The organism is Cellulophaga geojensis KL-A, assembly GCF_000568425.1.
In the GTDB taxonomy this organism is placed as follows: domain Bacteria; phylum Bacteroidota; class Bacteroidia; order Flavobacteriales; family Flavobacteriaceae; genus Cellulophaga; species Cellulophaga lytica.
Window position 1 is genome coordinate 12,295 of the sequence record NZ_ARZX01000011.1, and the last position, 23,718, is coordinate 36,012.

The 23,718-nt window shown below is 31.1% G+C and carries 23 protein-coding genes, 1 tRNA gene and 1 pseudogene; 7 read left to right on the plus strand and 18 right to left on the minus strand.

The window, feature by feature from the left end:
• The first annotated feature begins 4 nt into the window (after nucleotides 1-4).
• Nucleotides 5-703: pseudogene (locus KLA_RS18610) on the plus strand (nucleotidyl transferase AbiEii/AbiGii toxin family protein).
• Nucleotides 704-856: 153 nt separating this feature from the next.
• On the opposite strand, the gene KLA_RS17575 reads toward KLA_RS18610, so the two are convergent.
• The 4 genes from KLA_RS17575 to mnmE all read right to left on the minus strand — a co-directional run bounded on the left by KLA_RS17575 (nucleotide 857) and on the right by mnmE (nucleotide 3,597).
• Entirely contained in the window at nucleotides 857-1,303 is a 447-nt protein-coding gene (locus KLA_RS17575; protein ID WP_161633460.1) for a phage integrase SAM-like domain-containing protein, read from the minus strand.
• Nucleotides 1,233-1,553 (minus strand): hypothetical protein, encoded by a 321-nt coding sequence (locus KLA_RS17580; RefSeq protein ID WP_161633461.1) that lies wholly within the window; start codon nucleotides 1,551-1,553, stop codon nucleotides 1,233-1,235. The genes KLA_RS17575 and KLA_RS17580 overlap by 71 nt, the downstream gene beginning before the upstream one ends.
• 25 nt (nucleotides 1,554-1,578) lie before the next feature.
• The gene (locus KLA_RS09505; RefSeq protein WP_013622786.1) at nucleotides 1,579-1,935 is read right to left on the minus strand and encodes a helix-turn-helix transcriptional regulator; all 357 of its coding nucleotides are present in this window, start codon (nucleotides 1,933-1,935) and stop codon (nucleotides 1,579-1,581) included.
• Between the two features lie 273 nt (nucleotides 1,936-2,208).
• A complete protein-coding gene (mnmE, locus tag KLA_RS09510) occupies nucleotides 2,209-3,597 on the minus strand; it encodes a tRNA uridine-5-carboxymethylaminomethyl(34) synthesis GTPase MnmE (RefSeq protein ID WP_034645492.1) in 1,389 nt (462 codons plus the stop codon).
• A 224-nt stretch (nucleotides 3,598-3,821) separates the two neighbouring features.
• On the opposite strand from mnmE, the gene KLA_RS09515 reads away from it, so the two are divergent.
• The 3 genes from KLA_RS09515 (at nucleotide 3,822) to KLA_RS09525 (ending at nucleotide 7,505) form a co-directional block, all read left to right on the plus strand.
• Nucleotides 3,822-6,347, plus strand: a complete 2,526-nt coding sequence (locus tag KLA_RS09515) for a S9 family peptidase (protein WP_034645373.1) — start codon at nucleotides 3,822-3,824, stop codon at nucleotides 6,345-6,347.
• A gap of 173 nt (nucleotides 6,348-6,520) precedes the next feature.
• A complete protein-coding gene (locus KLA_RS09520; protein WP_034645375.1) occupies nucleotides 6,521-6,889 on the plus strand; it encodes a DUF4870 domain-containing protein in 369 nt (122 codons plus the stop codon).
• 127 nt (nucleotides 6,890-7,016) lie between these two features.
• Complete coding sequence (locus KLA_RS09525; RefSeq protein WP_013622763.1) at nucleotides 7,017-7,505, plus strand: hypothetical protein; 489 nt, start codon at nucleotides 7,017-7,019, stop codon at nucleotides 7,503-7,505.
• A gap of 82 nt (nucleotides 7,506-7,587) precedes the next feature.
• Here the strand turns inward: KLA_RS09525 and dnaN are convergent, their stop codons facing one another.
• The 5 genes from dnaN to KLA_RS09550 all read right to left on the minus strand — a co-directional run bounded on the left by dnaN (nucleotide 7,588) and on the right by KLA_RS09550 (nucleotide 12,369).
• Nucleotides 7,588-8,709, minus strand: a complete 1,122-nt coding sequence (gene dnaN / locus KLA_RS09530; protein WP_013622762.1) for a DNA polymerase III subunit beta — start codon at nucleotides 8,707-8,709, stop codon at nucleotides 7,588-7,590.
• A 129-nt stretch (nucleotides 8,710-8,838) separates the two neighbouring features.
• A complete protein-coding gene (gldG, locus tag KLA_RS09535) occupies nucleotides 8,839-10,506 on the minus strand; it encodes a gliding motility-associated ABC transporter substrate-binding protein GldG (RefSeq protein WP_034645378.1) in 1,668 nt (555 codons plus the stop codon).
• Nucleotides 10,506-11,237 (minus strand): gliding motility-associated ABC transporter permease subunit GldF, encoded by a 732-nt coding sequence (gldF, locus tag KLA_RS09540; RefSeq protein ID WP_013622760.1) that lies wholly within the window; start codon nucleotides 11,235-11,237, stop codon nucleotides 10,506-10,508. Before gldF ends, gldG begins: the two co-directional genes overlap by 1 nt.
• Nucleotides 11,238-11,241: 4 nt before the next feature.
• A complete protein-coding gene (locus KLA_RS09545; protein ID WP_013622759.1) occupies nucleotides 11,242-11,538 on the minus strand; it encodes a putative quinol monooxygenase in 297 nt (98 codons plus the stop codon).
• Entirely contained in the window at nucleotides 11,539-12,369 is an 831-nt protein-coding gene (locus KLA_RS09550; RefSeq protein ID WP_034645381.1) for an S-adenosyl-l-methionine hydroxide adenosyltransferase family protein, read from the minus strand.
• Nucleotides 12,370-12,497: 128 nt separating this feature from the next.
• Between KLA_RS09550 and KLA_RS09555 the strand changes: the two genes are divergently transcribed.
• On the plus strand, nucleotides 12,498-13,451 hold the full coding sequence (locus KLA_RS09555; protein ID WP_013622757.1) for a PhoH family protein: 954 nt from the start codon (nucleotides 12,498-12,500) through the stop codon (nucleotides 13,449-13,451).
• Between the two features lie 9 nt (nucleotides 13,452-13,460).
• On the plus strand, nucleotides 13,461-14,411 hold the full coding sequence (locus tag KLA_RS09560; protein WP_034645384.1) for a phosphoribosylaminoimidazolesuccinocarboxamide synthase: 951 nt from the start codon (nucleotides 13,461-13,463) through the stop codon (nucleotides 14,409-14,411).
• Between the two features lie 47 nt (nucleotides 14,412-14,458).
• Here the strand turns inward: KLA_RS09560 and KLA_RS09565 are convergent, their stop codons facing one another.
• Together KLA_RS09565 and KLA_RS17585 are read right to left on the minus strand one after the other, a co-directional pair.
• Nucleotides 14,459-14,863, minus strand: coding sequence for a response regulator (locus KLA_RS09565; protein ID WP_013622755.1), 405 nt, complete (start codon nucleotides 14,861-14,863; stop codon nucleotides 14,459-14,461).
• A 6-nt stretch (nucleotides 14,864-14,869) separates the two neighbouring features.
• Nucleotides 14,870-17,164 (minus strand): PAS domain S-box protein, encoded by a 2,295-nt coding sequence (locus KLA_RS17585; protein ID WP_051456080.1) that lies wholly within the window; start codon nucleotides 17,162-17,164, stop codon nucleotides 14,870-14,872.
• Between the two features lie 271 nt (nucleotides 17,165-17,435).
• On the opposite strand from KLA_RS17585, the gene KLA_RS09575 reads away from it, so the two are divergent.
• The gene (locus KLA_RS09575) at nucleotides 17,436-17,822 is read left to right on the plus strand and encodes a YchJ family protein (protein ID WP_034645389.1); all 387 of its coding nucleotides are present in this window, start codon (nucleotides 17,436-17,438) and stop codon (nucleotides 17,820-17,822) included.
• A 1-nt stretch (nucleotide 17,823) separates the two neighbouring features.
• On the opposite strand, the gene KLA_RS09580 is transcribed toward KLA_RS09575, so the two are convergent.
• The 7 genes from KLA_RS09580 to KLA_RS09610 form a co-directional block, all read right to left on the minus strand.
• Nucleotides 17,824-19,167, minus strand: coding sequence for an exonuclease domain-containing protein (locus KLA_RS09580; protein WP_034645391.1), 1,344 nt, complete (start codon nucleotides 19,165-19,167; stop codon nucleotides 17,824-17,826).
• Nucleotides 19,164-19,937 (minus strand): XRE family transcriptional regulator, encoded by a 774-nt coding sequence (locus tag KLA_RS09585; protein WP_013622751.1) that lies wholly within the window; start codon nucleotides 19,935-19,937, stop codon nucleotides 19,164-19,166. Before KLA_RS09585 ends, KLA_RS09580 begins: the two co-directional genes overlap by 4 nt.
• A 123-nt stretch (nucleotides 19,938-20,060) precedes the next feature.
• On the minus strand, nucleotides 20,061-21,137 hold the full coding sequence (cydB, locus tag KLA_RS09590) for a cytochrome d ubiquinol oxidase subunit II (protein ID WP_034645394.1): 1,077 nt from the start codon (nucleotides 21,135-21,137) through the stop codon (nucleotides 20,061-20,063).
• Between the two features lie 2 nt (nucleotides 21,138-21,139).
• Nucleotides 21,140-22,471 (minus strand): cytochrome ubiquinol oxidase subunit I, encoded by a 1,332-nt coding sequence (locus KLA_RS09595; protein ID WP_034645397.1) that lies wholly within the window; start codon nucleotides 22,469-22,471, stop codon nucleotides 21,140-21,142.
• A gap of 144 nt (nucleotides 22,472-22,615) precedes the next feature.
• Nucleotides 22,616-23,203: a methyltransferase domain-containing protein gene (locus tag KLA_RS09600; RefSeq protein WP_034645399.1), complete on the minus strand. Its 588-nt coding sequence runs from the start codon at nucleotides 23,201-23,203 to the stop codon at nucleotides 22,616-22,618.
• Nucleotides 23,203-23,499: a thioredoxin gene (gene trxA / locus KLA_RS09605; protein WP_013622747.1), complete on the minus strand. Its 297-nt coding sequence runs from the start codon at nucleotides 23,497-23,499 to the stop codon at nucleotides 23,203-23,205. Before trxA ends, KLA_RS09600 begins: the two co-directional genes overlap by 1 nt.
• A 136-nt stretch (nucleotides 23,500-23,635) precedes the next feature.
• Nucleotides 23,636-23,709: transfer RNA gene (locus KLA_RS09610), tRNA-Met, on the minus strand.
• Nucleotides 23,710-23,718: the final 9 nt, after the last annotated feature.

Consider the following 23,718-nt stretch of genomic DNA (forward strand, 5'->3'; position numbering starts at 1 on the left):
CACCTTGGAAATCATTTTCTCAGATGATTTTTTAAGAGAAAATCTTGCCTTTAGGGGAGGTACGGCTTTACATAAATTATACCTAAATCCCGCACCAAGATATTCTGAGGATATCGATTTAGTACAAATTAAAGAAGGGCCAATAAAACCAATTATGAAAAGAATAGGGGAGGTAGTAACCTTTTTTGAAGAACCTAGAAATACAAAAATTGGAGGTCATGGAGCTAAAGCGATGTATCGTTTTAATTCGGAGTATGAGAATATTCGATTACGCCTTAAACTAGAAATTAACTGTAAAGAGCATTTTAACGTCTTAGACTGGGTTGATTTTCCTTTTGAAGTAAAAAGCGAATGGTTTGTGGGAAGTTGCAAAATTAGAACTTATAGCATAAATGAATTACTAGGCACTAAATTAAGAGCTTAATATCAACGAAGCAAAGGACGAGATTTATTCGATTTAGATTATTCTAGACTCAATATAAAATTAGATATAGAACAAATTATAAAATGTTTTAAGGAGTACACTATTTTTTCAACAGGAAATAAACCACCGAGTCAAAAAGAATTTTTGTTAAACATAGAAGAAAAAGAGAATGATTCCAATTTCACTGGAGATATGGAAGCTTTATTACGACCTGAAATAGAATATAATCAAGAGGCTGCTTTTGAATGGTTAAAGAACGAATTAATAAATAAGATATAAAACAATAAATGACAAGTAACAATCAAAGAGCCGAATTACAAAGTCAAATATGGAAAATAGCCAACGAAGTGCGTGGTTCTGTAGATGGATGGGATTTTAAACATTTGATAATTCTAAAATAGCTGAAAACGATTATAACCTATCGGTAAGTTCTTATGTGGAAACTAAAGATACGCGTGAAAAAACAGAGTATTTACATTTCGTTTCACTAAGTGCTTGCAGTTCAGAATGTGTAAGGTATTCTCTTTTAGATTCCCCTTGGCTAAATCCTTTGACCGATTTAACAACATCTACATTCAAATATCCTTCAGCGTAAGCTTCTCTTAATACAGCACGCAATTTATTGAAGTAAGTGTATTTTGTGTTTTGAGATAATGGTGTCTCCCCATTTGTTCTAGCCTCTTTATGAAGGTATTTTTTAAACCCCTTTAAAAAGTCTTCATCAATATCTTTAATGGCTATATTGAATTTGCTAAAACGTTTTAGGTGCTTAAATGCAGCTTCCCAATTATCATAATTACCTTTGCTTTCATATCGCTCCTCCTGAATTTTTTTGTAATAATCTAAAAGCAACGTTTTTTCCCTTCTGATTATCTTCAATATTGAATTTGCCTTTTATTAACTCCGCTTTTTTAAGCGTTAATATATTTTCAGCAAGATTTAATGTTTGTTTGTTCTCATTCTTTTCATTTGCCGTGATTGGGTTGCCGTGTAAATAAAGTTTTAAATATTCAAAAGCCCTATCGTGAATCGTCTTTCCATTCTCATCTATAGAATAGCCATTATAATACTCCAAGTATAGACTAATGCGTCCAGTTGCAAGTTTCTTTTTTCTAAGACTTATTTTCATAATTTGAAATTTACCTATTGTTAAACTACATTTTAAAAAGATCATCTATGTCAGAACGTTTAACTCTAATAGTTCTTTCTCCAAAATTAATCGCTTTGATATTACCTTTTTTTATATTACGATATACAGTTTTTATGGAACAACTCAAGAGCACTGAAACCTGCTTTGGAGTTAAAAATTCCAAAACATTTAATTTTTCTACTTCTAACGTTATTTTATGGGTAGTTTCTTCATTGCTTTTTGAGATTTTAGCTTGTTTTACTTTTTCTTTATAATGCCTGCTATTGCATTTGTGTGAGCAATATTTGGTTGTAGTTTTTTTAGCCGTAAATTCTTCTTTACAGTATTCACAAATTCTTTGTACTTGAATTTTACTACTCATTATAAACTAACTATATAAAGTTATAAGAGGTCCTAAGAAGTCCTATGAGGACATAAAAAGACATAAGAGGACATTTTGGCGAAATAACCTATAATGAGGTGTAAATTTTACACCTTTTAAGAATTTAGTAAAAAAAGGTGTAAAAATGGTGTGAAAATATTGAAAATATAAACGTAAAAAAGAAAGAGAAGGAATATAGGTGTTTTTGTAATCATTTGATTTTTAGGTGTTTGGCGTTAAATGAAATTAAATGATATCAAATAAAATACTTATTTACTTTCCAATACAGAAATTAGCAAAAATATTACCAAGTAGTTCATCATTAGAAACCTGTCCGGTAATTTCACCTAAGTGGTACAGGGCATCTTTTAAGTCTATAGCTAGTAAATCTCCAGAGATACCACCATCCATACCAAGTTGTACTCTTTCTATACCTTCTAGAGACTTTAATAAAGCATCAAAATGCCTAGTATTGGTAACAATAGTTTCGTTATTGCGCAACGCACCTGTATTTACAAACTCTAAAAGTTTGTTTTTTAAGGTTTCTACGCCATCGCCAGTTTTGGCAGATATAAATAGCGTAGAAGGTATTTCGGCCTCTATAGTTTCTATTTGTTCTGGCGTGTATAAATCTTTTTTATTGGTAATTACAACAAGTGTTTTTAACGGAAACTGATTTTTTATTCGCTCAATTTCTACTTTAATACTTTCTAAGTTTTCTATAGCAGGTGTAAGCGGACTTAAATACAATACCACTTGGGCTTGTTCTATTTTTTCAAACGTTTTTTTAATTCCAATACTTTCTACAACATCTGCAGTTTCTCGTATACCAGCTGTATCTATAAATCTAAAACCAACACCACCAATAGCTATTTCATCTTCTATTGTATCTCTTGTGGTACCAGCAATATCACTTACAATTGCGCGGTCTTCATTTAAAAAAGCATTTAATAAGGTAGATTTACCCACATTTGGTTCACCAACAATAGCTACAGGAATTCCGTTTTTTAGTACGTTACCAACAGCAAAGGAATCTATTAATCGTTTTAAAACCTCTTGTATTCTAGACAGTAGCGTTATAAACTGTGTGCGGTCTGCAAATTCTACATCTTCCTCCGCAAAGTCTAATTCTAACTCTATTAAAGACGCAAAATTTAAAAGTTCTTCTCGTAGTTTTTTAATTTCTGATGAAAATCCGCCTCGCATTTGCTGCATTGCAATTTGGTGACTAGCCTCATTGTCAGACGCTATTAAGTCTGCTACAGCTTCAGCCTGACTCAAATCTAACTTGCCATTTAAAAAAGCACGTAATGTAAATTCACCAGCATCTGCCATACGGCAACCATTACGCAAAAACAGTTGTATAATTTGCTGCTGTATGTATTGTGATCCGTGACAAGATATTTCAATAACATTTTCACCTGTGTATGAGTTAGGACCTTTAAAAAGTGATACCAAAACTTCATCATATACCTTTGTACCATCTACTATATGCCCTAAGTGTATGGTATGCGTTTTTTGCTTGGTTAAATCTTTATTACGTACAGATTTAAACTTAGCATTTGCCAATGTAATTGCGTCTGGCCCAGAAAGCCTAATAACTGCTATGGCACCAGCGCCAGATGGTGTTGCTAATGCAACTATAGTATCTTGTGAAAACATAAATGCAAAAATACAAATTATTAAAGTTGATGTGTATTCATTTTTCATTAAATAAATACTGTAAATAGCAAGAGAACGTAAGGTGTAACTTGTTAAATAGAGAATGGCGCAATAAAAAAGCAACTATGCATCATAACAAAAAGTTAAATCTCACTAGGTTAAGATGTGTAATTATATTTTTGTTAACAACTAACAGAAACCTAACAAACTCAAAAATCTAAAAAATGATTAAAAAAATGGCCTTGTTGCTATTGTTTGCCGTATGTACTACGGTAACATTTGCACAAGAAGAAACTAGCAATGTGCCAACACCTAATTACAGGCAAGCGGCAAAATTTTCCCCAGATAATTTAAAAAAAATTGTACATTCTACCACAGTTAGACCTAATTGGTTAAAAAAAGGAAATCGTTTTTGGTACCAGTACAAAACTACAGAAGGTGCTAATTTTTACTTAGTTGATGCCGACCGTGGAACCAAAACAAAACTGTTTGATAATGCAAAAATGGCACAGTGGTTAACTTTAATTACCAAAGAGCCGTATGATGCTAAGCACTTACCACGCTTTAATTTTAAGTTTGTTAAAAATGAAACAGCCATACGCTTTAGAGTAACATCTAAAGAAAAAGTAGATGTTGTTGATGATAAAAAAGACGATAAAAAGAATGATACCATTTCTAAAGACTCTACTAAAGCCAAGAGAGCTAAAAAAGCACCTAAAAAAGAGAACAAAGTATATTATTTAGAATACAAATTAGGAGGTAATGGTTTAACTGTTATTAATAATAAAAAAGAAGACGAAAACAAAAAACGATGGGCTAATATAGCTCCAGATAGTAGCATTGTATTGTTTTCTAAGCAGCACAATTTATATTGGATGGATAAAGCCAACTATTTAAAAGCTGTAAAAGATGAAAAAGATTCTACCATTGTAGAACACCAATGGACTAAAGATGGTGTAGAAAACTATGGCTATGGTGGTGGCTCATGGGGAGAGAACAACGAGACTAAAGAAGAGAATAAAGACAAACGTAAGGGGATAAGAGGGTATTGGTCTCACGACTCTAAAAAGTTTGTGTACCAACGATCTGATTCTAGAGATTTAAAAGATTTATGGGTTATAAATTCGGTTGCTAAAAAAAGACCAACTTTAGAAACGTATAAATACCATATGCCGGGAGAAAAAGAGTTCTCTAAACCAGAAATTTTGGTTTTTGATATACCTTCTAAAGAAAAGCTTGCTGTAAAGTTAGACACTACAATACAGCAAAGTATTGATATTTATAGTGCACCTACTAAAAAAATGAATTTTAGTGATGATTTTAGACCTTCATTATTACTTTCTAAAAAAGGTAAAATTTATTTTAGTAGTACTAGTAGAGATCGTAAAAAAGTACATATTAATGTTGCAGATATAAACACAGGGGAGGTTAAAACGCTTATTAAAGAGGAACTTAATACCTATGTAGAGACTAAGGACATTGTGTTATTTAATAATGAGCAAGAAATTATTCAATGGTCAGAGAGAGACGGTTGGGCACATTTTTATTTGTATGATGCAAACGGTAATTTAAAAAACCAGATTACCAAAGGTAGTTACCACTCTAATAGTTTTGTGGGTGTTAATGAAAAAGAGCGCACATTATTTTTTACTGCTAATGGTGTTACTAAAGAGCAAGACCCGTATTACGAGCATCTTTTTAAAATTAACCTAAATGGTACAGGATTAAAAAACTTAAATAAAGGAGACTATAATACTATTACTAGTATGGCAGACTCTAATAGGTTTTTTGTAAACAATTACTCTAGGGTAAATACAGTTCCAAAATCTGAACTAAGATCTAGTAATGGTAATGTAGTATTAAAGTTAGAAGAGGCAGATTTATCTGCACTTATGGCAACAGGTTACAAATTTCCAGAACCGTTTAAAGTAAAGGCAGACGATGGTATTACAGATCTTTACGGAGTAATGTATAAGCCTTTTGATTTTGATGAAACTAAGAGTTACCCGCTTATAGAATATGTATACCCAGGACCACAAACAGAGGCTGTAAATAAATCTTTTTCTGTTTCTATGAATAGGTTAGACAGGTTAGCGCAAGTTGGTTTTGTAGTAGTTACTTTAGGTAACAGAGGCGGACACCCAAATAGATCTAAATGGTACCACAACTACGGTTATGGAAATTTAAGAGATTATGGTTTAGCAGATAAAAAATACGTTGCAGAGCAATTAGCAGATAAGCATAACTTTATAGATATTTCTAAAGTAGGAATTTTTGGCCACTCTGGAGGTGGATTTATGTCTACCGCAGCAATGCTAGTATACCCAGACTTTTTTAAAGTAGCAGTATCTTCTGCAGGTAATCATGATAACTCTATGTACAATAGTTGGTGGAGTGAAACGCACCACGGAGTAGAAGAGGTAAAAGATGCTAATGGTGTTATTACATATAAATACGATATTGATAAAAACCAGACTCTAGCAGCTAACTTAAAAGGTAAATTAATGCTGGTAACTGGTGATGTAGATAACAATGTGCATCCTGGTGCTACAATTAGAATGGCAAACGCACTAATTAAAGCAAATAAGAGATTCGATTTTATGATAATGCCTGGCCAAAGACACGGTTTTGGTAGTATGACGGAGTATTTCTTTTGGTTAAAAGCAGATTATTTTAGCAAACACTTTTTAGGTGTAGAGGCTACAAATGTAGATATGTTAGAAATGAATAGAGCTAAACCAAAACACTAACTCTAGTTGGTAATATAAATGTATAAAACGCTCGTATTGTATTATATACGAGCGTTTTTTTAGTTTTTATGTTGATGACTTTTTAGATTTAAAAGAAAATTTTATGCTTTTTAGTGTAACATTTTATAAAATATAACTACTGATATAGTAATAACATCAAAATCAATCAAAAAATGGAAATCATCAATCAACAAAAAACAACATCAAGGTCTGATAACGGATTATTAGCAGTTACACATTTAACACAATTACTACATTATTGTACAGGTGTAGGAGGCTTTATAGTGCCTTTAGTACTTTGGTTAACTACTAAAGATAGCGTAGAAGGTATGAACGAGCACGGAAAATCAATAGTAAATTTTCAGTTAAGCTTACTGCTTTATATCATAATTAGTGTTCCCGGAATTTTATTGTTTGGTTTGGGCTTATTAGGCTTTTTATTTGTTGGTATTATAGGTTTTGTAATGCCAATAGTAAATGCTGTAAGAGCTGCAAACGGAGAGTCGCCAAGCAAATTTATGACAATCTCATTTATATCTTAATGCACTAATAATAAGTGTTTTACAAAATCTGTTTCTAAAATTTATTTAGAGACAGATTTTTTTTTGATTTTATATCAAAATTATAGTCTAATTTTGCACCACACACACATTAACTATAATTAAAATTATGAAGAAGATTGTATTAGCAGTAATGCTATTAGCACTTAGTGCAACAAGTTTAACAGCACAAGAGCAAAAAACAGAAAGCGTAGAAAAAGTAGAAAACACTAAAACTACAGAAGAAGTATTAAAAGCAGAAGAGGAAGCAAAAGCCAAGACTGAAGAGGCAGCTAAATTAGCAGAAAAAGAAGCTAAAAAATTAGAAAAAGAGCAAAAGGCTGCAGAAAAGAAAGCTAAAAAAGAAGCCAAAGAGGTTAAAAAGAAAGAAAAAGAGGCCAAAAAAGAAGCAAAACTAAAAAGCGCAATTGCCAAGCAAAAGAGAAATGTATCTAAAGTAGAAAGAAAAATTACAAAATTAGAGAATAAATTATCTCAGGATACTGCAGCAGGCAAATTATCTCCTGTAGCTATAGAAAAACTAAAATCTTCTATAGCAAAGCAAAAGCTTAAATTGGTAAAAGAAAATGTAAAGCTTAATAAATTAGAACGCAAGTAATAAGATATTAGTAATACAATTAAGAATAAAAAAAGAGGACATTATGTCCTCTTTTTTGGTTTTTTATGTTGGGTATTTTAATTTATGCGTTGTTAAGCATAACTGGCATTACAAGCATAGTTACGTGCTCGCCTTCATCTACACCATCTATAGGTGTTAAAATACCTGCTCTGTTTGGTAAACTCATTTCTAAAGAAACATCATCAGAACTTAAATTACCTAGCATTTCTACTAAAAATCTAGAGTTAAATCCTATTTGCATATCATCTCCTTGGTAAGAACAAGTTAAGCGTTCTTCTGCTTTATTGCTGTAGTCTATATCTTCAGCAGATATATTTAACTCTGCACCAGCTACTTTTAAACGTATTTGGTGAGTAGTTTTGTTAGAGAAAATAGATACACGTCTAACAGAACTTAAAAGCTGAGTTCTAGAAATACTTAATACATTTGGATTCTCTTTTGGTATAACCGCTTCATAGTTAGGGTATTTACCATCTATTAGTCTACAAATTAGTTCTGTATTGTCAAAAGTAAATTTAGCATTACTTTCATTGTATTCTATGGTTACATCATTTTCACTACCACCTAATATCCCTTTTAATAAAGTTAAAGGTTTTTTAGGCATAATAAATTCTGCTACCTGAGATGCAGTAACATCTGTACGTTGGTATTTTACAAGTTTGTGAGCATCTGTAGCTACAAACGTTAAATTTTCTGGAGAAAACTGAAAAAATACACCACTCATAACTGGTCTTAGGTCATCATTACCAGCAGCAAAAATTGTTTTGTTAATTGCAGTTGCTAAAATATCACCTAAAATAGTTGTAGTACTTGGGTTAGATAATTCTACAGCGTTAGGAAATTCTGCACCATCTACGTATGCTAAAGCATATTTACCGTGGTTACTACTAATTTCAACTGTGTTGTTTTCCTCTACAACAAAAGTTAATGGTTGCTCTGGAAAAGTTTTTAGTGTTTCTAATAATAATTTTGCTGGCAAAGCAATTGTACCTTCATTATCAGAATCTACCTCTAAAACAGAACTCATTGTGGTTTCTAAATCTGAGGCAGAAACAGTAAGACTGTTTTGCTTTAATTCAAACAAAAAATTATCTAAAATTGGCAATGTGTTACTGTTATTAATAACACCGCCTAAAACTTGTAATTGCTTTAACAAATAAGTACTAGATACTATAAATTTCATCAGCTATATAATTTTCTTCATTTATGGTTAGGCTCTCAAATGCCTTTAAGTATTTTTCAAAAAGTTTAAAAAATCCTTGAAACAAAGATATTTTAATTGTCCTTTTAACGAAAACAAACTTATTAACACTTATTTACCGTATTTATGTTTTCTATAATAATTAAATATTAAACCAAATAGTAGCGTTAAAACCACTGGTAATGCTATGTTTATAAGTTGCCACTTGGTTTTTTGAGCTACAATTTTTTCTTTATCTAAGAACGGAATTGCAACTTTTTTTGTTCGGATGTTTATAAGTCCGCTATCATCTAACAGGTAATTTATGCTATTTACCATAAAATCTTTGTTCCCGTAAGCGTTATTTGTCCATTTGTCATAACCAAGTTGTAAAGGCTTTCCTTTGCTTATTTGGTTTTTTATAACATCACCATCTGCAATAACCAACATTTTATTGTTTGTACCAACTTCTTTGTTGTTTTTTAGCGCAAATGGTTTTACGCGGTTATTGTAAACAGATTTAAATTTACCTTCTACCAAAACAGCTAAAGGTTTATTACCATTGTTGTATTCTTCTTTGTTAGGGGCTTTATTAACCAAATCTAAGCTAATAATATTTGGTGTGCCTACCACTGTAGATAAGGGAGAACTATAGTATAAAATATGTTTATTATACTCGTTATTATTTAAAACATCTATACTGTTTGCAAACTGTAAACGTAAAGCTTCTAAATTGTTATTTATAGGATGGTCATTTCTAGAAAAAACCATTGGGTTAAATGGCCAAGGCACAGGGTTGTATTGAGAGTTATTGCCATCTCCTTGTGCTAAAACAATTTGTGTAGCGTATATATCTTTAACCAATGCAGGGTTTATACGTATGCCATATTTAAAAAAGAAATCTTTTAAGTTTAAATCTCTAGGAAAAGCTAAAGATTTACCTTCATTATTAAATAAACTATCTAGTTCCATACTAACGTTATCTATAAGCCACATAGATTTTCCGCCATTTACAATGTATTGGTCTAACACATATTTTTCTTTATCTGTAAAAGGCTCCGTAGGTTTTGCAATTAAAGCAAGATCGTACTCTTTTAATTGAGTTAATGTTTTCTCTGGATTACTAGCAACAGAGTCTAAGGTAAAAGCTCCAATATTATAATATTCTTTAATAGTAGACAGGTAATCTGCAAGGTAAATATCTTGTAATTCACCATTACCTTTAATAACGGCTATTCTCTTTTTGTCTTTAATATTTAGTTTGCTAAAAGCATCTGCAAAAGAATACTCTAAATGTTGTATAGAGTTGGTTACGCGCTCTTCTGTAGTAGCTCCTAATTTATTTTTAAGCAGGGCAACTTTTACAGTTTTATTGTTGTAGTTAACTATTGCCCAAGGAAAAACAAATTCCTGAGACACTTTTCCGTTTTCTTCTACAGTAACATTAGCAGGTGTTAGGCCTAGTTTTTGCATTTCTGCAATTGCATTTTCAGATGAGCCTGTAGTTTCTAAAGGGTTAATAAAATTAAATTTTATATTGCTATTTTCAGCCTTAAACTCTTCTAGTATTTGTTTTGTTTCGGACTGTAATTTTACAAATTCACCTGGCAATTGCCCTTCTAAAAGAACATCTATAATTACAGGATTAGTAAAATTTTGTACGGTTTGTAAAGCAGCAGAAGATAATGTGTATCTGCTGTCTTCTGTAACATCTATTCTTGTGTATATGTAGTTAGATGCTATATTAAGTACAACTAAAGCAATAATACCAATAGCTATGGAGGTAAGAGTTTTTTTCATTATTGATTTAAGTTTTTAAGTTGAACAACAGTTAAAAACAAAAAAAACACTGTAAGGCTAATAAAATAAATTAAATCTCTAGTGTCTATAACACCGCGTGCAATACTCTCAAAATGTGCTTTCATTCCTAATGAGGCTATAGCAACAGATGTGCTACCGTCTGTAAACAATGTGCTAATACCTTGAAAACCGTAAAAGCAGGCAAAACAAAGAATTAAAGCCAGTAAAAATGCAACTATTTGATTTTGAGAAAGGGTAGAAGCAAAAATTCCAATAGCTGTGTAACTAGCCATTAAAAATAAAAGTCCAAAATAAGAACCAAACACAACTCCCATATCTATATTACCAATTGTTTGCCCTAGCTGAGATAAAGAGTATACATATAAAAATGTAGGTATAATGGCTATAATTACTAAGGTAAGAGTTCCTAAAAATTTACCAATAACTGTTTGCCATAAAGATATTGGTTTAATAAATAACAGTTCTAAAGTTCCTGTTTTACGTTCTTCAGAAAAACTTTTCATTGTAATGGCAGGTATTAAAAATAAAAATACCCAAGGAACAAGAAAAAAGAAGTTGCTTAGGTCTGCAAAACCATAATCAAAAACATTGTATTCTCCTTTAAAAACCCATAAAAACAGGCCGCAAAATATTAAAAATAAGCCAATGACCATATAGCCAATTGGCGACGTAAAAAACGACTGTATTTCTCGTTTGTAAATGGCGTACATCTAATTAATTTAAAGTTTCATTTTTATTTACAGTCCAAGCTTCTGGTTTATCTGCAAATAGTATTTTAGTTTTTGCCCAAACACCAATAAATAAATCTGAGTGTCTGTAAGCCTCTAAAGCATTTTCACTATCCCAATAACTATATGTAAAAAATATAGCAGGGTTATTTTTGTCTTGGTATAGCTCTAAAAAGTTACATCCATCAAAATTTCTAATTAAATGTTTAGACTGGTTAAATATATTTTCAAAGCTAACAATATTTTCAGTTTTAAACGTCAATTTTACAATGCGTACTATCATTTATAAAAAATTAATGGTTATGGTGTCTCTATAATCTAATCCTAATAGGGTAGATGCGCCACCAACAGTGGTTAAATTGCTTTTATAAATAGCAAGTTCTAAAAACTGAGACGAGTTAAAAAGAGCTAATAAATCTCCAGGACCATTGCGTCGGTTTTTTTCTGCATCAAAGTTAATAATATCACTATACTTATTATGTATTGTTTTTAATACTTTACCACGTACTCTAACCTCATAATCTCTACCATTTTTATAAGCTTCAAATAAGTTTTTTTGAATATTGCTAACAACGTTTCCGTAATTATCTATGTAAACAATATTGCCAATTATGGTTTTGCCTCCATCTATTAATTGCGGAACAAAGTCTTTAAAAGTCTTTAAATTGGTAAATGGCTTGCCTACAACTTCCATTTTACCACCACGAGCTAAATGGCAAGCAGCTTTTATAAAAACATCGTAAGTAGGGAAAGAGCCATCTTTAGTGTCTGGTATGTTAATAGAAACTATTTTTTCTGGTTTAATTTCAGAAGTTATTAAACAAACAACGCCGTTGTTAGCACTTATAAAATAATGCCCATCAACATAAGTAATAATATGTTCATTTTCTTTGGTAAGCTCGGCATCTACACCTACAATATGCACTGTACCCTTAGGAAACGTTTTGTACGAGTTTTTAAGAATATAGGCACATTCCTGTATGTTAAACGGATTTATGCTGTGTGATATATCAACAATAGTTGCATTTTCAATTTCGCTGAAGATTGCTCCTTTTAGTGCGCCAACAAAATGGTCTTTGTATCCAAAATCAGTAGTTAGTGTTAGTATTGTCATTTATGACTGTTGATATGTTTTTTGCCGTGGTGAAGTGATTTTGATTAAATTTGTTATACAAAATTACATAAAAAAATAGCCAACTAAAATTTATATTTACGTCCTAACCTTTTAATACATTTTTTCATTTGAACGAAATCATAATTGAACTCACAGAAATAAGTCCCAGAGAATTTTTTGGGCATCAAAATGCGCATATAGATTTATTGAAAAAATACTTTCCAAAACTAAAAATTGTTGCCCGTGGCAGCAAGATAAAGGCTTACGGAGATGATGAGCATTTAGAAGAATTTGATAAGCGTTTAGATATGCTTATGACCCATTTTGCTAAGTACAATAAAATAGACGAAAATGTAATTGAAAGGGTTTTTACTAGCAATAGCCAAGAAGATTACGCCACAAAACAGAGTAGTGGAGATGTTTTAGTACACGGTGTTAGTGGTAGACTTATTAAAGCACAAACTGCTAACCAGCGTAAACTAGTAGAGGCTGCAACCAATAATGATATGGTTTTTGCTATTGGCCCTGCAGGTACAGGTAAAACATACACTGGTGTTGCTTTGGCAGTAAAAGCTTTAAAAGAAAAACAGGTAAGGCGTATTATTTTAACTAGACCAGCGGTAGAAGCAGGAGAAAATTTAGGTTTTTTACCAGGAGACTTAAAAGAAAAGCTAGACCCTTACATGCAACCGTTGTATGATGCTTTGCGTGATATGATTCCGGCAGAAAAATTAGCACATTACATAGAAAACGGAACCATACAAATTGCACCAATGGCATTTATGCGTGGTAGAACACTAGATAACGCTTTTGTTATTTTAGATGAAGCACAAAATACTACGCATGCCCAAATGAAAATGTTTTTAACACGTATGGGTAAAAATGCAAAGTTTTTATTAACAGGAGATCCTGGCCAAATAGATTTGCCACGTAGAGTAATTTCTGGTTTAAAAGAAGCTTTACTAGTTTTGGGTAATGTAGATGGTATAAAAATTATTTACCTTGATGATAAAGACGTTGTAAGGCACAAATTGGTTAAAAAAGTTATAGAAGCATACAAAAATATAGAGCATCAAAATTAAAAAGCACTAATGAATACAATTACAGATACCAATTTTAAATTTCCTAAACAAGTAAACGTTTACAAAGGTAAGGTTAGAGAAGTATATCGTTTAGAGGATGATATTATGGTAATGGTAGCAACAGACAGACTTTCTGCATTTGATGTGGTTATGCCTAAAGGAATACCATATAAAGGGCAAATACTAAACCAGATAGCTACAAAAATGATGAATGATACAGCAGATATTGTTCCTAATTGGTTATTAAAAACACCAGATGCAAATGTAGCTATTGGTCACGCTTGTGAGCCTTTTAAGGTAGAAATGGTTATACGTGGGTATATGTCTGGACACGCAGCTAGAGAATACAAAGCAGGAAAAAGAATGCTTTGTGGTGTGCCTATGCCAGAGGGATTAAAGGAAAATGATAAATTTCCTTCTCCAATTATAACACCTGCTACTAAAGCAGAAATGGGAGACCACGACGAGGATATTTCTAGAGAAGATATTATAAAAAGAGGTATAGTTTCTGAAACCGATTATAAGCAGTTAGAAGATTACACTTTTGCTTTATTTAAAAGAGGAACAGAAATAGCAGCAAAACGAGGTTTAATTTTAGTAGATACTAAGTATGAATTTGGTAAAACTAAAGACGGTAAAATTGTTTTGATTGATGAAATACATACTCCAGATTCTTCTCGTTATTTTTATGCAGATGGTTATAAAGAAAGACAAGAAAAAGGAGAGCCACAAAAACAATTGTCTAAAGAGTTTGTACGCCAATGGCTAATAAGCAATAATTTTCAGGGGTTAGAAGGGCAAACATTGCCAGAAATGACAGATGAGTATATAGCGTCTGTGTCTGAGAGGTATATAGAGTTATATGAAAATATAACAGGAGAAACTTTTGTTAAAGCAGACATCTCAAATATTCAAAAAAGGATAGAAACTAATGTTTTAGAGTGTTTGCAAACACTATAGTATACTTAAAAAGTAAAAAGACCGTAATATAACGGTCTTTTTACTTTTTAAGCATTTAAGTTTTCTATAATAGATTTTAACTGTCCTGGTTTTATAGGTTTAATAATGTAACCATTAATTTCAGATACATTATTAGCACGTTCTATATCTACAGGGTCTACAGAAGATGAAACCATATAAACCGTAATTTTTTTGTCTAATTGAGGTTTAAATTTTACGTATTCTTCCATAAATTGAAAACCATCCATTATGGGCATATTGTTATCTAAAAAAATAACATCGGGAAGTTCATAATTATTTTTAATATTATCTAGCATAAAATCTTTTGCTTCTTCTCCATCAGAAAAAACCATAATTTTTTTTGCCAAGCCTAATGCTTTAATTGTTTTCACTATTGTAAATTGATAGATATCATCATCATCAATAATACATACGTTAAAATGGTTTTTCATAATTTTTTAGTTTAGGGTTACTATAAAGGTTGTTCCTTTATTAACGTGGCTTTTAGCGCTAATTGAGCCGCCAAGAGATTCTATTTGTACTTTGGTCATAAATAAGCCTATACCTTTTGCTTCTGGATGTCTATGAAAAACTTTGTTTAAGCCAAATAATTTGTGGCCGTGTTTTTCTAAGTCTATACCTAAGCCATTATCTTTTATGGTTAAGGTTATTCTGTTTTTTATTAAAGTTGTTTTTATCTCTATTACAGGGTCTCTATCTGGTGATTTATATTTAATTGCGTTACTAATTAGGTTTAAAAAAATACTTTCTAAATATAACTTGCTATATAGTACTGTATTTACAGAAGAGAAATCGCTAACTATTGTTGCGTTTGTAGCTTCTATTTCACCAGTTAAAATTTCCTTAGTTTTATTTAAAATGTCTTCAAATTTTAATTTTTTAAGCTCGGTTGGTGCTCCATTAGAAGTCTTTAAGGCTTCTACAAGTGTGTCTAATGTTTCTGTTAAATGGCCAATAACAATTTCAAACTTGCTAAAAATCTCTGCTTTATCCTCTTCATCTGTAGCGCTATTATAAAAACCTAAAAGAGAGTTTAAATTACTTACTGGAGCTCTTAAGTTATGTGATGTTATATGCGCAAAATCTGCTAGCTGTCTGTTTTTATTTAATAGGTTATCGGTTAAAACTTCAAGTCTTTCTTTGGCTTTTAATATTTTATACTCTGCGTGTTTTTGCTCTGTAATATCTCTTATGGCAACAGAAATAAGTAAACCTTCTTCTGTCTCTAAGGGAGATAAACTTATTTGAATTGGTATTTTTTCTCCATTTTTATGTAATGCATATAAATCTTCACTTTTTTCTGCTTCACTAGTTTTAATAGTTGTAAAAAAGTTATTATTATTGGTTTTGTATGTATGCATAAACTTCTCTGGTATAAGAAGTTCTACAGGTTTATTTTTTAATTCTAGAGATGAGTAGCCAAACAACTTTTCGGCCTGTTTATTACTAATTTGTATACAACCTTCCTCATTTACAATTAGCATTGCATCTGGTGCAGATTCTAACAGTCCTCTAAACTTTAATTCTGCCATACGTAACTGCGTTACATCTTGGCAGGTTCCCATCATTTCTATGGGTTCTCCTAATTCATTGGTAATAAGTTCTCCTAATAAATGTACCGTTTTTGTAGTACCATCTTCTAATACAATACGGTGTAAAACATCTGTAAACTTACCTTCTTTTACAGTTATATCAATAAAGTTAGAAACCTCTTTGCGGTCTTCTGGATGAATATGATTAAAATACGTGTCAAAAGTTACATTTTTTAATGTATTTGGGTCTCTACCAAAAATATTATACATATTGGCAGACCAAGTAATGTCATTATTTACCATATTCCAGCTCCAATTACCCATCATGGTAATTTGTTCTGCGTAGCTTAAAAGCTGATTTTTTTTAAGGAGTTCAGCTTCTGCTTTTTTACGGTCTGTTATATCGTAAAAAATACCCAAAATACCCAGGTATTCATCTAAATCATTTTTAAGTGGAGTTAGGGAAAGTTCTACAGGAAAAAGAGTTCCATTTTTTTTACGAAATGTCCATTCTCTTGTATCTTTAATATCTTGTATTCCTAATTCATAAAAAGGATTGTAATTTTTTATATGTTCTTTTCCAAATTTAGAAGCAAATTCTTTACTAAAGTTGGCTAACTCTTCTTCTAAAAGAATTGAAGTAGGAGGTAAGTTTCCAATTACTTCATTAGCAGAAAATCCTAAAAGATTTTCTGCACCAGAGTTAAACTGCATAACACCTCCTTGTTTGTCAATAGAAACAATAGAAACGGCACTAGAGTTTATTATAGATTTTAATTCACTGTTAACAGAGTGTAATTGTTGTTCTGTTTTTTTTGCTTCTGTAATTTCCTGAAAAATACCGTAAACACGAGTTACAACACCATTTTTTTTATCTGCAAGCCCAATTTTACGAGCCCATATTTTTTTTCCTGTAACTGTTTCTAAAGCAACCTCTTTATCAAAACTAACACCATTGGTAATGAGGTTAGTCATACCTTCTTTAATATTTTTTCTATGTACTTTATCTGTAAAAAGAGTAATGGTCTCTTTTAAGTTTATTTTATTTCTATCTTTTAAATCTAAAATGTCACTTGTAATTTTATCCAAAGTATAATCTTTGGTTTCTAGGTTAAGCTCCCAAATACCAATACGTGCCACGTTATTTATACGGTCTAACGTATTTTTAATTTTAGGATTATCTTTAATTGCGTTATGCATTCTAAATTAATTTATAAGCTAATTAAGCGTTATTGCTATTTCTTGGGGGAATAGAATATTCTAAAAATAACTATTTTAATGAAATTAACAATTATAGTAGGTAATAAATGTTTTTCTTTTTACTTTTTTTCGATAAAATACTTCTTAATTCTTCCTTTTTTTAATTATTTAGTTTAATTAAAAAAATATTAGTTATATTATAATTGTAAAAACAATTTATTACTTTTAGGGCTTAATTATCAGTTGTTTACTGTAAATACCCCAAAAAAATATGCAATGTCCTTGTACACCTACTCAACTTTATGAAAATTGTTGTAAAAAGGCCCATTTAGATATTACAAATGTAGAAACAGCGGAGCAGTTAATGCGTTCTAGGTACAGTGCGTTTGTATTGGCTAATATGGATTATTTATACAAAAGTCATTACAGCAAAACTAGACCAAAAAAAAGGGAGCGTAATGAAATAGAAAAATGGACAAACTCTGTACATTGGATAAAATTATCTGTGTTAGATATAGATAAAGGAACAAAAACTGATAATACAGGTATGGTAGAGTTTAAAGCATACTATATGGAAGATTCTAGCATCATTATTTTACATGAAACGTCTAATTTTTGCAAAGAAAACGGACACTGGGTATATGTAGACGGTAATTAATTTATACTAATTTTTTATTTGTAAAACCACGTAATATTTTTTGAATATCTAAGTTGTCTTTTTGTGGTATTAAGTAGTTTTCTAACTGTTCATTGTTTGTAATAATTTCAGTTTTACTTATAAAACCATATCCCATATAACTGCCATTTTTTAATAATACAAACGCTTCTTCATCTTCGGTTCTACCTTTTTCTTTAAGTACTTTTATTTTAGCTACATCTTTAATATGTTGTATGGCTTTGTCTACTCTTAAGTTATACTCTTCTGGAGTTTCATTTTGTCTACAAATACCATTGCAAGCACTAATTTTATGGTGGTTGCAGGCTTGTACACCTTCTTGTAGATGACAGTATTTAGGGCACAAATTAAATAAAAAACACAGCTCTTCTACATAAGCTCTACATTGCCTTACATTAGAAAAAATTTTTAAGGGATTAGGACTGTTTTTTACGGAGTTGTAAGCTAAATGTATTATTCCTTTACGGTCTGTATAGCTAAAAACAGCATAGTTTTTAAGGGTTCTTTTTGCTAGCTGGTTATACTCTGGGTAATGTTGTTTTATAGCAGCATCCTCCATTAGTAAAGCAACAAGCTCACTACCAGAAAGTTCAAAATCTATATCAGCTGTTTCTCTACACATATCTAAAGACTTCTGTGTTTTGCTGTAAAAATGAGAAAGCACTCTTTTTTTTAAATCAACAGCTTTACCTATGTATATAATTTTACCTTTTTTGTTTTTAAAGTAATAAATACCAGGTGTATTAGGTATTTTATTAAAAACTTCTGTTGGTAAATGAGATGGCAATGTACCTTCTTTTGATGTCTTTTTTAGAAAGCTATTAAAAACAGTTTCAGAACCTTCTTTATTAACTAAAATCTTAAATAAAGTTACAGTAGCTTCGGCATCACCTCTGGCTCTGTGTCTGCCTTCTATAGCAATGTCTAAATCTTTGCATAGTTTGCCTAAACTATAGGAGTTATGTCCAGGTAATAGCTTACGAGAAAGTCTTACTGTGCATAATTTTTTACGTCTAAAATCTTTGTCTACAGATTTAAACTCGTTACGTATAACATTATAATCAAAATTTACGTTATGGGCTACAAAAATGGTATCTTCTGTAATATCTAATACTTGTTGGGCAATTTCTGCAAAGGTAGGAGCGTTTGCAACCATAGCGTTGTCTATACCTGTTAGTGTAGTAATGTAGTAAGGAATTACATCTTCTGGATTTACTAAAGACGTAAACTCATCTACAACCTTATCACCATCAAACTTAAATATAGAAATTTCGGTAATTTTATTAGTTTGGCCGGTAGTTTCTACATCAATAATTGTGTACATCATTTTAAAGATTTTTCTAATGCTTTTAACTCTACACCAAGTGTATTAAACATTGTAATTATGCTACTTATTTTAAGTTCATCTTCTGTATATTCTTGAGTGTTAATACTACAGGTAAATTCCCAAATCTCTAACACTTCATCAATAGCTACTTCATAAGGCTCATATGCGTTGTTGTCTGATACTAATTTTAGAGTATTGTTTTTTTCAATTTGATTATAAACTCTTTTGTAAACCATACCATCATTAAGTGTAACTAAAACATATGTTTTACCACTGGTAATATCTCTTCTGTCTTCTATAAACTTGCCAATTACAAATGCGCCATTTTTCATAGGCAGCATAGAGTCGCCCTTAATAGGAAAAGCTCTGTGTTTACCTGTTGGTAAAAAAGGAAGTTTAATTTTAGATAATTGCTCTATATACTCTGGATCATCATAGCCAGCTAAATAGCCAGCAGAAGCAGCTACAGGTACAATTTCTATTAAATTGTCATTACTATCATCTACTTGTATAGGAAAAAGTACACGCTGGTTGCCAATTTCTATAAAAGATGCATCTGTAGCTTTGCTTAGGTCATTACGTACTAAGACATCTATGGGTAACTTAAAATAATCAGACAGTTGTATAAGAGTCTCGATAGTAGGAGCAGAACGACCTTCTTCATAAGAACTTACACGGGCTCTTGTTATACCTAAGTCTATGGCTAAGCTTTGTTGTGTAACACCTTTTAAGCTTCTTAAATGGCGAATGTTTGTAGCAATAAAAATCATAATGCTACAAATGTAAACAATAATTGCAATTAATTGTAGCTAAAAAACGTACTTAAAAGTTTATTTATAATTTAAATATTGTAGTTGTTTGGTTTTTAGAGGTTTAATTATTTGTAGTCTTTTTTAATGTTCCCCGTAGCCTACATTATCCATTTTTCCTTTAAAAACCTTGTATTGTATAACCATATAAATAGCAACTAGTACAACTGCAATAGCAAACCAATAAACACCAACAGAGAGTCCGTATTCATCTGCAGCAACATTGTAGAGTGTTAAGTCTGGATTTATAGAGTTTGTAGATGGCAAAACTTTAGGAAAAATTGAAGCTACGGTAGATGTAAGTCCGCCAAATAAAAATAAGGTAGAAAATAAAAAGCCCATTCCGTGCTTTTTAAAAGATTTTACTTTAAATAAGCCAAATAAACCTGTAAATGTTATTATTGGAAAAATCCACAACCAAGGCATATCTATAAAGTTGTGAAAAGGATGTGGCTCTATTATATGCCAAACCAGTAATGATAGTATTACCAGTACTACTAAAACAATATTTAAATTAAAAATTACTTTTTTAAGTTTTTCATTGATATCAGAATTAGTTTTAAATATAATCCAGTTTGCACCGTGTATTGTAAGCGCAACTACACCAATAATACCTAATAGTAGGGTAAACCAATCTATAATACCTAATTCTTCTGCGTGCGGACTAAAACTAGGGTTCCATAAAGGTAAAAAGAAATAATGTGCTTCATGTGTAGAAACACCATCTACAACATTACCTAAATTTACACCTCTAACAACATTACCCAAAGCTACACCAAAAAATAGGGCTAAAAGTAAGCTAGCAATACCAAAAGCTTTATCCCATATGGCTTCCCAAATTTTATTGTGTATTTGACCTCTAAGCTCTAAGCCAATTGCTCTAAAAATGAGTAACCACAAAATTATAATTAATGGCAAATAAAATCCACTAAAAGACGATGCATATAATGTTGGAAAAGCAAAAAATAAAACACCTCCAGAAGCTATTAACCATACTTCATTAGCATCCCAAAAAGGACCAATAGCATTAGTAATTGCTTTTTTATCCTTTTCTTTTTTAGCAAAAAATAAGTGTATAATTCCTGCTCCAAAATCGTAACCATCTAAAATTACATAAATAGCAAGCATTGTCATTAAAACGATATACCAAAATAGTTCCATAATTAGTGGTTGTTAAGTTGTGGCCCTTTATTAATAATTTTTCCTGCAAGCATTAAAAATAGCAAGCCAAGTAGCAAGTATAGGCCAATAAAGCCCAATAAGGTAAATAGTGTATTACCAGATGAAACTGTTGGCGAAGCCCCATCTGCAGTACGCAGTAAATTATAAACAAGCCAAGGTTGTCTTCCTAACTCTGCTGTGTACCAACCGGTAGTGTTAGCTATATACGGAAAAGGTATCATAAACATAAGAAACCATAAAATCCATTTTGTTTTGTAAAGTTTTTTGCGAAATAGTTGTACAACAGCTATAAGCATTAAACCAATAAAAATTGTACCTAAACCCACCATTATGTGGTAAGCGTAATACAGACCAGGTACATTTGTAGGATGTATATCTTTATTAAACTCATTTAAGCCTTTAATTTCTGCATTCCAATCTTGGTATGTTAAAAAGCTTAATATGTTTGGTACCGCAATTTTATTGTCCAATTTTTTTTCAAGCATATTGGGTTGACCAATAAGTACAATTTCAGAACCTCCATCTTCGGTTTCAAAAATACCTTCCATAGCAGCAAAAGTAACTGGCTGGTGTTTTGCTACGTTTTTAGCAACCAAATCTCCTGTAGGGAAAGCAACTAATAAACTAGAAATTAAACCAAAAATAACACCTGTTTTTAAAAAGAGTTTGCCAAACTCATTATGTTTATTGTTTAAAAGATAAAAAGCTCCTATAGCAGCTACAACAAATGAAGAAGTTACCAAAGATGCCGCTTGGTTATGTAAGTAGGAAGGTAACAACCATGGATTAGAAAAAAGAGCTCCAAAATTGTTTAAAACAAACTTACCATTTTCTAATATTTCATATCCTACAGGATATTGCATCCAAGAGTGCGTAGCTATAATTAAGTATCCGCTTGCCCAAGAACCTAAAAAAACAAGAAACCCAGTAACAAAATGTAGTTTGTGTCCTAAAAGTTTTTCTCCAAATAAAAACAGACCTAAAAAGGAAGATTCTAAAAAGAAAGAAAACATACCTTCCATAGCTAAGGTCTGACCAATAATACCTCCGGTTAACTCAGAAAATTTAGCCCAATTGGTGCCAAACTGAAATTCCATTGGTATGCCAGTTACAACACCCATAGCAAAGTTAAGTGCAAAAATTTTCATCCAAAATTTAGCAGCTTCATTATATTTTAGAGTATTTGTTCTAAGAAATTTCCATTTAAAATAGACAATCATTAAAGATAAGCCCATTGTTAATTGCGGAAATAAATAATGAAATGTGATAGTAAACGCAAACTGCATTCTATCATAAAATAGCATGTCCTCCATATGCTTGTAAGTTTAGACTATAAAAATACAACACAGATGCTAAAAACTATGTAACATTTATTACAAAAAGCTTATTATTTAAAAGCTTTTAGAAATTTTATAAAATTAGAGTTTAAAAGAAAATTAACTTCTTGCTTAAAGCAATTATTTTTCTTTTTTAGTAATGATAAAAAACAACTCTTTTCCTGCTCTTGGCTTTATAGAGTTGTATGCTTCTTCCATAGTTTTTATTTCAAAATATGGCTTAAAGTACGTAAGATATTCATTTTTAGATCCTCCAAAAGGTGGTTCATTAGTATTTAATGGAATATTAAATAGTAAACCGGCTACTTTTCCGTTTTTATGTAATAAACTATGTGCTTTTACAGTATAATCTAGTCTTAGCTTAGGGTTAATAGCACAGAAAAATGTTTGTTCTATAATTAAATCAAAATTTAAGTCTAAATCAAAAAAGTTAGAGTGGAGAAGGTGTTGTTTAGGAAAATTAGGTACTCTAGCATTAAAATTATTTAGCGCTGTTTTAGAGACATCAACTACATAAATATTTTTAAATCCGTTTTTATGCAAGTATTCTGCTTCATAACTATTTCCGCCACCAGGTATTAAAATACGTGTTTCTTTATTTTTTAATTGGTCAAAATAATTTTTTAAAGGTGTAGAAATTTCACCAATATCCCAACCAATATCGCTTTTTTTATACCTATTGTCCCAATAATCTTCAGTAAGGTTCATTAGTTAGCTTGTGTAATAATAGATAGTAATTCGTTTTTTTGTAACACTCCAGACTGTCTCCAAACTTGTTTGCCGTTTTTAAAAAGCACTAAAGTAGGCACGCCCTTTACTTGGTATTTAGCAGCTAGTTTTTGGTTTTTATCTACATCTATTTTAACAATAGAAACCTTGTCTTGTAAATTGTCTTTTACTTGTTTTAAAATAGGACTCATTGTTTTGCAAGGCCCGCACCATTCTGCATAAAAGTCTACTAAAACAGGAATGTCTTTGTTTATAATTTCTGAAAATTTACTCATCTAAATAAAGATATAATTAAATAACTATAAAGGTATGAAATTAGAATATGTTTAAAAATGATTTAAGAAGTAAAGCTTAAAAAATTGAAGCATAAAAAAAAGCGATTTAGTTTTTACTAAATCGCTTTTAATGTTGTAGCGAGAACGAGAGTTGAACTCGTGACCTCCGGGTTATGAATCCGACGCTCTAACCAACTGAGCTACCTCGCCAGGTGTTTT